7 protein-coding genes are annotated in these 6,924 nt (G+C 59.2%); 6 read left to right on the forward strand and 1 reads right to left on the reverse strand.

Translation table 11 applies throughout. The features are described 5' to 3' along the window. Positions 1-151 precede the first annotated feature (151 nt). The 5 genes from VZ95_RS26845 (at position 152) to VZ95_RS08360 (ending at position 5,402) form a co-directional block, all read left to right on the forward strand. Complete coding sequence (locus VZ95_RS26845; RefSeq protein ID WP_232302553.1) at positions 152-667, forward strand: MFS transporter; 516 nt, start codon at positions 152-154, stop codon at positions 665-667. Next, complete coding sequence (locus VZ95_RS26850; RefSeq protein WP_232302554.1) at positions 667-1,302, forward strand: MFS transporter; 636 nt, start codon at positions 667-669, stop codon at positions 1,300-1,302. The genes VZ95_RS26845 and VZ95_RS26850 overlap by 1 nt, the downstream gene beginning before the upstream one ends. Beyond that, a complete protein-coding gene (locus tag VZ95_RS08345; RefSeq protein WP_045775442.1) occupies positions 1,299-3,467 on the forward strand; it encodes an FdhF/YdeP family oxidoreductase in 2,169 nt (722 codons plus the stop codon). Before VZ95_RS26850 ends, VZ95_RS08345 begins: the two co-directional genes overlap by 4 nt. Before the next feature lie 32 nt (positions 3,468-3,499). Beyond that, positions 3,500-3,802 carry a putative quinol monooxygenase gene (locus VZ95_RS08350; protein WP_045775443.1) on the forward strand — a complete coding sequence of 101 codons (303 nt, stop codon included), beginning with the start codon at positions 3,500-3,502 and terminating at the stop codon, positions 3,800-3,802. 646 nt (positions 3,803-4,448) lie between these two features. Beyond that, the gene (locus VZ95_RS08360; RefSeq protein WP_045775445.1) at positions 4,449-5,402 is read left to right on the forward strand and encodes an isoaspartyl peptidase/L-asparaginase family protein; all 954 of its coding nucleotides are present in this window, start codon (positions 4,449-4,451) and stop codon (positions 5,400-5,402) included. On the opposite strand, the gene VZ95_RS08365 is transcribed toward VZ95_RS08360, so the two are convergent. Further along, on the reverse strand, positions 5,397-6,236 hold the full coding sequence (locus VZ95_RS08365; RefSeq protein WP_045775446.1) for a polyphosphate kinase 2 family protein: 840 nt from the start codon (positions 6,234-6,236) through the stop codon (positions 5,397-5,399). The two genes, VZ95_RS08360 and VZ95_RS08365, sit on opposite strands and share 6 nt — an antisense overlap. 196 nt (positions 6,237-6,432) lie before the next feature. Here VZ95_RS08365 and VZ95_RS08370 point away from each other — a divergent pair. Continuing rightward, a partial coding sequence (locus VZ95_RS08370) for a glycoside hydrolase 64/thaumatin family protein (RefSeq protein ID WP_045775447.1) occupies positions 6,433-6,924 on the forward strand: 492 nt, incomplete at its 3' end.

The following is a 6,924-nucleotide window of genomic DNA, read 5'->3' on the forward strand; positions in this document are numbered from 1 at the left end:
TTGGGAGTTTCTGACCTATCTGCACGATATCGGGCGGCGGAAGGCCAAGCAGTTTTTGGCGCTGCATTTCGATAAGATCGGTACGGAAAGCTCCACCAATATTCGGGAAAAATTTCTCTAAGGGCTTGCAGATGGAAACGGCGGTGTTGGCGTGAGCGTTGCTTCTCAATCGGGATCGGCTTTGCTCTCCCGCGCCGCCGTTATTGCGACGGCGATGATGTTCGGCCTCTCTTATAGTCTCAGCGCGGCGTTGATTGCGCTCGACTTGGCGGGGCAGGGGCATAGCGAAACCCTGATCGGCGCGAATGTGGCGATGCACGCGGTGGGCGTTCTGCTCACGGCGATGATCTTGCCGAAGATCGTGGCGCGCTTAGGGCTGCGGCGGCTGGTGATTCTGGCGCTGCTGCTAGCGGCGGCGGTGCTGGTCGCCTTTCCGGCGCTGCCGTTCCTGTGGCTGTGGTTTCTGCTGCGGGTGCTGCTGGGGGCTTCCTCCGAAGTGCTGTTCGTTCTGTCTGAAACCTGGACGAACAGTCTCAGCACCGAAGAAACGCGGGCGCGGTGGATGGCGACTTATACGGCCGCCCTCTCGGTTGGCTTTGCGCTCGGGCCGATCATTCTGTCGCTGGTCGGCCTACGGGGTTCACGCCTTACGTTATTGGCGCGGTGATGACGCTGGCGGCGGCGGCGTTCGTCGCCTCTCCAAAGGTGGTGGCGCCGATTTTCGAAGAAGCCGCCGAGGGCAGCCCCTTGCGCTTCATGCGCTTAGCCCCGCTGGCGATTGCGGCGACGGTGCTGAATGCGGCGATTGAAACGGCGGGCCTGTCGTTCCTCGCGATTTATGCGGTCAACCTTGGCTGGGCGAGCGACGAGGCCCCGCGCCTGATGTCCTGTATGATGATCGGCGCAATTCTGCTGCAATTGCCGATTGGCTGGTTGGGCGATAAGGTTAATCGCTTCCGGCTGGTGGTGACGCTGGCGGCGCTCTCGACCCTGGGGGCTTTGGCCTGGCCGTTCGTGCTACACTCGCCGCTGCTGACCTATGCGTTGCTGTTTGTGTGGGGCGGAACCTTCGTCGGCATCTATACGCTGATGCTCACCATTGTCGGCAGCCGGTTTCAGGGGGCCGAACTGGTCGGCATTTATGCCGCGATGGGGCTAATGTGGGGCGGCGGTGCGCTGCTGGGGCCGATGCTCGCGGGGCTGGCGATGGAAGGCTTCACCCACGGGCTCGCCTATTTCATTGCGGCGGCCTGCGCGGGCTTCGGGGTCTTTGCGGTTCTCAGTCGGCGGGAGGCGAAATGACAAAGGCGGTCGTCGGCGGTGGTGCGAAGAAAGTTCTCTACGCGCTGAAAACGGCAACGCGGATGGGGCTGGAGAATACCGCCAAAGCCCTTACGGCGAAGAATGCCTGCAAAGCCTGCGCCCTCGGCATGGGCGGCCAGAAGGGCGGCATGACCAACGAGGCCGGGGAGTTTCCCTCGGTCTGCAATAAATCCATCCAGGCGCAATCGACCGATATTCAGCCCGGCATTCCCGCCGACGTCATCACCCATTCGCTAAGCGAATTGCGCGAATTGGATGGGCATGAGTTGGAGCATCTGGGCCGCCTCGCCTTTCCGATCTATAAGGCCGCCGGGGCTGACCGCTATGCGCCGGTGAGTTGGGAGTTCGCGCTCGATTTGGCGGCGGAACGCTTTCGCCGAACCCATGCGGCGCGGAGTTTTTTCTATACCTCCGGGCGTTCGTCCAACGAGGCCGGGTTCGTGCTGCATCTGTTGGCGCGGCTCTATGGCACGAATAACGTCAATAATTGCTCCTACTACTGCCATCAGGCGACCGGCGTCGGGCTCGATACCACCATCGGCACCGGCACGGCGACGGTGGAGATGGAAGATCTCGACCGCTGCGACTTTATTCTGGTCATCGGCGCGAACCCCTCCTCCAATCACCCGCGCTTTATTCATAAGCTGAAAGGCGTGCGCGACCGGGGCGGGGCGGTAGTGATGATTAACCCGGCGAAGGAAGCGGGGTTGGTGCGCTTTGCCCTGCCAAAAAGCCTGAAATCACTGGCGAAAGGCGGCGATTGGATCGCTTCCGACTATCTTCAGCCCCGGATTGGCGCCGATTTGGCGGTTTTGAAGGGGCTGGCGAAGGCGATTTTGGAGAATTCGGCGCAAAATGTCGAATTTATTACAGAATATACCGAGGGATTCACCGAACTCGCCGCCGATATCGCGGCAACGCCTTGGGCCGAGATCGAGCGCCGCACGGGCCTGTCGCAAGCTGAAATCAGCCGGGTCGCGGGTCTCTATACGGCGGCAAAAGCGGCGGTGATCGCCTGGGGCATGGGGATTACCCACCATCTGCACGGGGTTGCGAACGTCGAATATATCGCCAATCTCGCCCTCTTGCGCGGGCAGATCGGGCGATTGGGCGCGGGGTTGCTGCCGTTGCGCGGCCATTCCAACGTGCAAGGCATCGGCACGATTGGGGTGAAGCCGGTCCTGGCGGCGGATGTGCTGCGCCGGATGGAAGACACTTTGGGCGTAACGCTTCCCACCACCAAGGGCATGGATACGATGGCCTGCATGCAGGCGGCCCATCGCGGCGCGATCGATGCGGCGCTCATCATGGGCGGCAACCTCTATGAAGCCAATCCAAATAGCCGCTTTTCGGCGGAAGCCTTGGCGAAGATCGGCTTCAAACTGTTCCTCACCACCACGCTGAACAAGGGTCATATCTATGGCCATGATGAGAGCGAAGCGCTGGTGCTGCCCGTGACGGCGCGCGATGAGGAGTGGCAGCCGACCACGCAAGAATCGATGTTCAATTATGTCCGCCTGTCCGATGGCGGCATTCGGCGGCTAAAAGACGTTCGCCCCGAAACCGATATTCTGTGCGATCTGGCCAAGCGCCTGCTGCCGGAAAGCCCCGTCGATTTCACCGCTTTCAAGGCCCATAAAACCATTCGGGAAGCGATTGCTAAGATCGTTCCGGGGATGGAAGCCTTGGCCGATATCGATGTCGCGAAGCAGGAATTCCACATCGCGGGCCGCGTTCTGCACACGCCGCGCTTCAAGACTGCCTCGGGCAAAGCGCGCTTCGTGACGCAGCCGCTGCCGCCGGTTGATAGCGGGCTGTTGCTGACGACCGTGCGCTCGGAAGGTCAGTTTAACTCGATCATTTACGAGCGAACCGATTCCTACCGGGGCGGGCTCGACCGGATGAGCGTGATGATGCACGCCGACGATATTGCCGCCCACGGGCTTGCCGATGGCGATGCGGCCACGCTCGAATCCGATCACGGCATTATGGCGGGTGTCACGGTCCGCGCCTTCGATATCGCGCGCGGCTCGGTCATGGCCTATTACCCGGAAGCCAATGTTCTAACGGGGTGCGCCGTCGATCCGCGCAGTCATACCCCGGCGTTTAAATCGACTCCTGTCAGGCTGCGCAAAGCCGTATAAACTCGCCGGGGTCTTTTCAGAAAGGGTTTCTTATGCTGCATGTTGTCGCCATCGTCACCGCCAAACCCGGCAAGCGCGCCGAGGTTCTGGCCCAGTTTAGGGCGATTGTTCCCACGGTTCTCGCCGAAGCGGGGTGCATCGAGTATGGCCCCACGGTCGATGCCGGCGTTCCCGGTCTGCCGGCGATGGGGCCGGATGTGTTCGTGGTGATCGAAAAATGGGAGAGTGCTGAAGCGCTCGCCGTTCATTCCAAAGCGCCGCATATGCTGGCCTATGGGGCCGCAACCGCCGATTTGGTGGTCAGCGTGCGCGTTCACGCGCTCTCGCCCGTGTAAAAAGGGGGGGGCTCGCGCCGCTCTGTTTGCCAAAGCGGCTGTAAACTCAGTGGATTTTTAAGCCTATGGTTTAGGCTACCGTTTTCTATGCCGCTGCGTCGGACACGAGGAATTAAGGGATGAAGATTTCTCTCCTTCATACAGTTGTTTTCAATTTTATTAAATTTTATGTCTTCATTTTTCTGTATGGACTTTTAGGGCCATATGAAAGTTTGAAAGTGTTTGGTTATTCTTCGTTATTTACGGTAGTGGCTTTTGTTGTGTACGCTATAGCAATGGCGAAAATAAAATTTAAAAATTATTTCTGTTTTATTTTTATTCACGCTAACTTTGACAATTACTGGTTATTTAGAATTGAAATTAAATATATTTAATAATATTTTGGAAGGGAGTTTTATGCTTTTATATTCTCCAGGGTTTTGGTCAGCTTACGGTGAACATTTTTATAGGTCTATTTTTGGATTCAAGGACGCCACCTTCCTTGTAATTTTCACAGTAAATTTCTGCCTCTACACGTCTTTATATATGTTATCGCAATCCACCTGGTCTTTCTTGAGAAAGCGAGTGACTGCTCTCAAGAAAAAGGAATCCTGATTAAAAACGATGCGGACCAGCGTCCTAATCCGCCTAACCTTCTGGAGTTGTCATGACCTCTTCCTTCACCCTCGCACTGCATGGCGGCGCTGGCACCATTTTACGCGCCACGATGACCGAAGCGCGCGAGGCGGAGTATCGCGCTGGGTTGGCGCGGGCGCTACACGCGGGCTATGCCGTTCTGGCGGCGGGCGGTTTGGCGCTCGATGCGGTGACGGCGTCGGTCTGCGTGCTGGAGGATGAGCCTTTGTTCAACGCCGGGCGCGGCGCGGTGTTCAACACGGCGGGCACGCAGGAGATGGAAGCCTCGCTGATGGATGGGCGGGACTGGCGCGCGGGGGCGGTGACGATGCTCTTCGGCCCGAAGAACCCGATTTTGGTGGCGCGGGCGGTGATGGAGCGCACTGAGCATGTTTGTCTGTCGGGCGACGCGGCGGCGCGTTTGGCCGAGGAAGCGGGGTTGCCGTTCGGGGATACGGATTATTTCTTCACACAAGCGCGCTGGGATGCGCTGGCCGAAACCTTGCGTCTGAACGCCGAAGGGGTGGATGACGGCGACGAGAGCCGCAAGCATGGCACCGTGGGCGCGGTCGCGCGCGATGCGGCGGGCAATCTGGCGGCGGCAACCTCCACCGGGGGGCGCACGGCGAAACTGGCCGGGCGCATTGGCGATACCCCTATTCTTGGCGCGGGCACCTTTGCCGATAATGCTTCCTGCGCCGTTTCCTGCACGGGGCACGGCGAAAGCTTCATGCGACGGGTTACTGCCCATGAACTCAGCGCCCGCATGCGCCATCGCGGTGAAGACCTGCGCACCGCCGCCGACCAGGTGGTGATGGGCGATCTTGCCGAGATCGGCGGCGCGGGCGGCCTCGTCGCGGTCGGGGCCGACGGCAGTTTTGCGCTCCCCTTCAACTGCGAGGGCATGTATCGCGGCCATATCGGCCCCGATGGGATGGCCTGGACCGGGATTTACCGGGAAGATTTGGTCGCAACCGCCTTATAGATCGGTCTCAGGTTTGGGGGCTTTGCCCGAATGCCCGGCGTGGGTGTCGAGCGTGATGCCCAAATGCTCGCGCGCCGCCGCATAAAGCTCCTCCGGAACGGGCTTCGGCTTCGTGTCGATTCCTTTGCCGAGGCAATCGGCGATCAACTTTAGGCTTTCGACGCGGGCGTGCTGCTTGTCGTTCGCCGACACCACGTGCCAGGGCGCGTCTTTAGTGGAGGTGCGCTTCAGCATCTCCTCAATCGCCTCCTCATAGGCAGGGCGCTGCCGCCAGTTGCGGATATCTTCGTAGGTTAGTTTCCAACGCTTCAGCGGGTCTTCGATGCGGCGGATGAAGCGTTCGCGCTGCACATCGGCGGAGACGTGTAGGAAGATCTTGACGATCCGCGCGCCATCGGCGGCATGCAGCGCTTCGAAATGATTGATCTCATCATAGGCGCGCCGCCACGCGACGGGTTTGGCGAAGCCTTCCACACGCTCCACCAGCACGCGCCCGTACCAGGAGCGGTCGAACACCGAGATTTCGCCATAGGCGGGCAGGCGTGTCCAGAAGCGGTGCAGATAGTGATTGGCCTGTTCGGCGGGCGTGGGGGCCGCAATCGGCCACACTTTAAAGCCGCGCGGATCGAGCACGCTGGACAGGCACCGGATGGTGCCGCCTTTGCCTGCCGCGTCCCAGCCTTCGAACACAATCATCGCGCGCTCGTGGGTGCCAAGATAGGCCTGCTGAATAAGCATCAGCTTATCTTGCAGGCGCGTGAGTTTCTTCTGATAGGTGTCGCTATCGAGCTTGGCGCTGAGATCGACGGCATCAAGGTGGCGGGTTCGGCTCATAATCTTCCTACGATGGGCGTCATTTTTAGGCTTAAAGCTAAGCGCCTTTCCGGGGGGCAGGGGAAGCGGAAACGCGTGCCGGTCAAGACCGGCGCTTAATATTCACATACGACTTCTTTCTTTTTGAATGAAGATAAAATACTATTTTCAACCTAAGATTTTAATAAACATTAAGATAGGGGAGCACCCGAGAATCATGTCGAACAGCTTAACTTTTGAGATCGTTAACGACAGCGGACAGGATGATGGCAGCGTCTATCTTCTGCTGACGGGGGAAAGCATCGGCTTTCCGACAAGCCCTGCGCAGGTCACGCCTGCCGTCGTTAACCTGCCGCAGGCAAGTGGGGACTCGGCCACCTCCTCGCTGCTCAATGCGCTCGGCACGAGCACGACCTTTGTATCGCCCCTAACCGGGGCCACGCTGCCGGTCTATTCCTTCGATCTTGATACGATCGTGTCGGGGCGGCTGCTGATTTCCTTCGGCACGGCGATTACCTATTCGGGCGGCACCGCGCCGACCGCGATCCAGGAAAATTTTCGTTGGGATAAGATGGAGTTCGGCTATCCCGGATCGGGGGCCGATCTAACCTCGCTCGATTTCTTCGGTATTCCGCTGCAATTCGATTTTATCGATAGCGCGGGGACGATCCTTGAAACGGCAACCTTCTATTCATCGACCGCGACGCTG

This window comes from Elstera litoralis (assembly GCF_000963705.1).
Taxonomy (GTDB): domain Bacteria; phylum Pseudomonadota; class Alphaproteobacteria; order Elsterales; family Elsteraceae; genus Elstera; species Elstera litoralis.

Bases quoted from the DNA above. Each gene is read 5' to 3' on its own strand.
- VZ95_RS26850 (WP_232302554.1), top strand. From the start codon at position 667: ATGACGCTGGCGGCGGCGGCGTTCGTCGCCTCTCCAAAGGTGGTGGCG.
- VZ95_RS08360 (WP_045775445.1), top strand. From the start codon at position 4,449: ATGACCTCTTCCTTCACCCTCGCACTGCATGGCGGCGCTGGCACCATT.
- VZ95_RS08365 (WP_045775446.1), bottom strand. From the start codon at position 6,236: ATGAGCCGAACCCGCCACCTTGATGCCGTCGATCTCAGCGCCAAGCTC.
- VZ95_RS08350 (WP_045775443.1), top strand. From the start codon at position 3,500: ATGCTGCATGTTGTCGCCATCGTCACCGCCAAACCCGGCAAGCGCGCC.
- VZ95_RS08345 (WP_045775442.1), top strand. From the start codon at position 1,299: ATGACAAAGGCGGTCGTCGGCGGTGGTGCGAAGAAAGTTCTCTACGCG.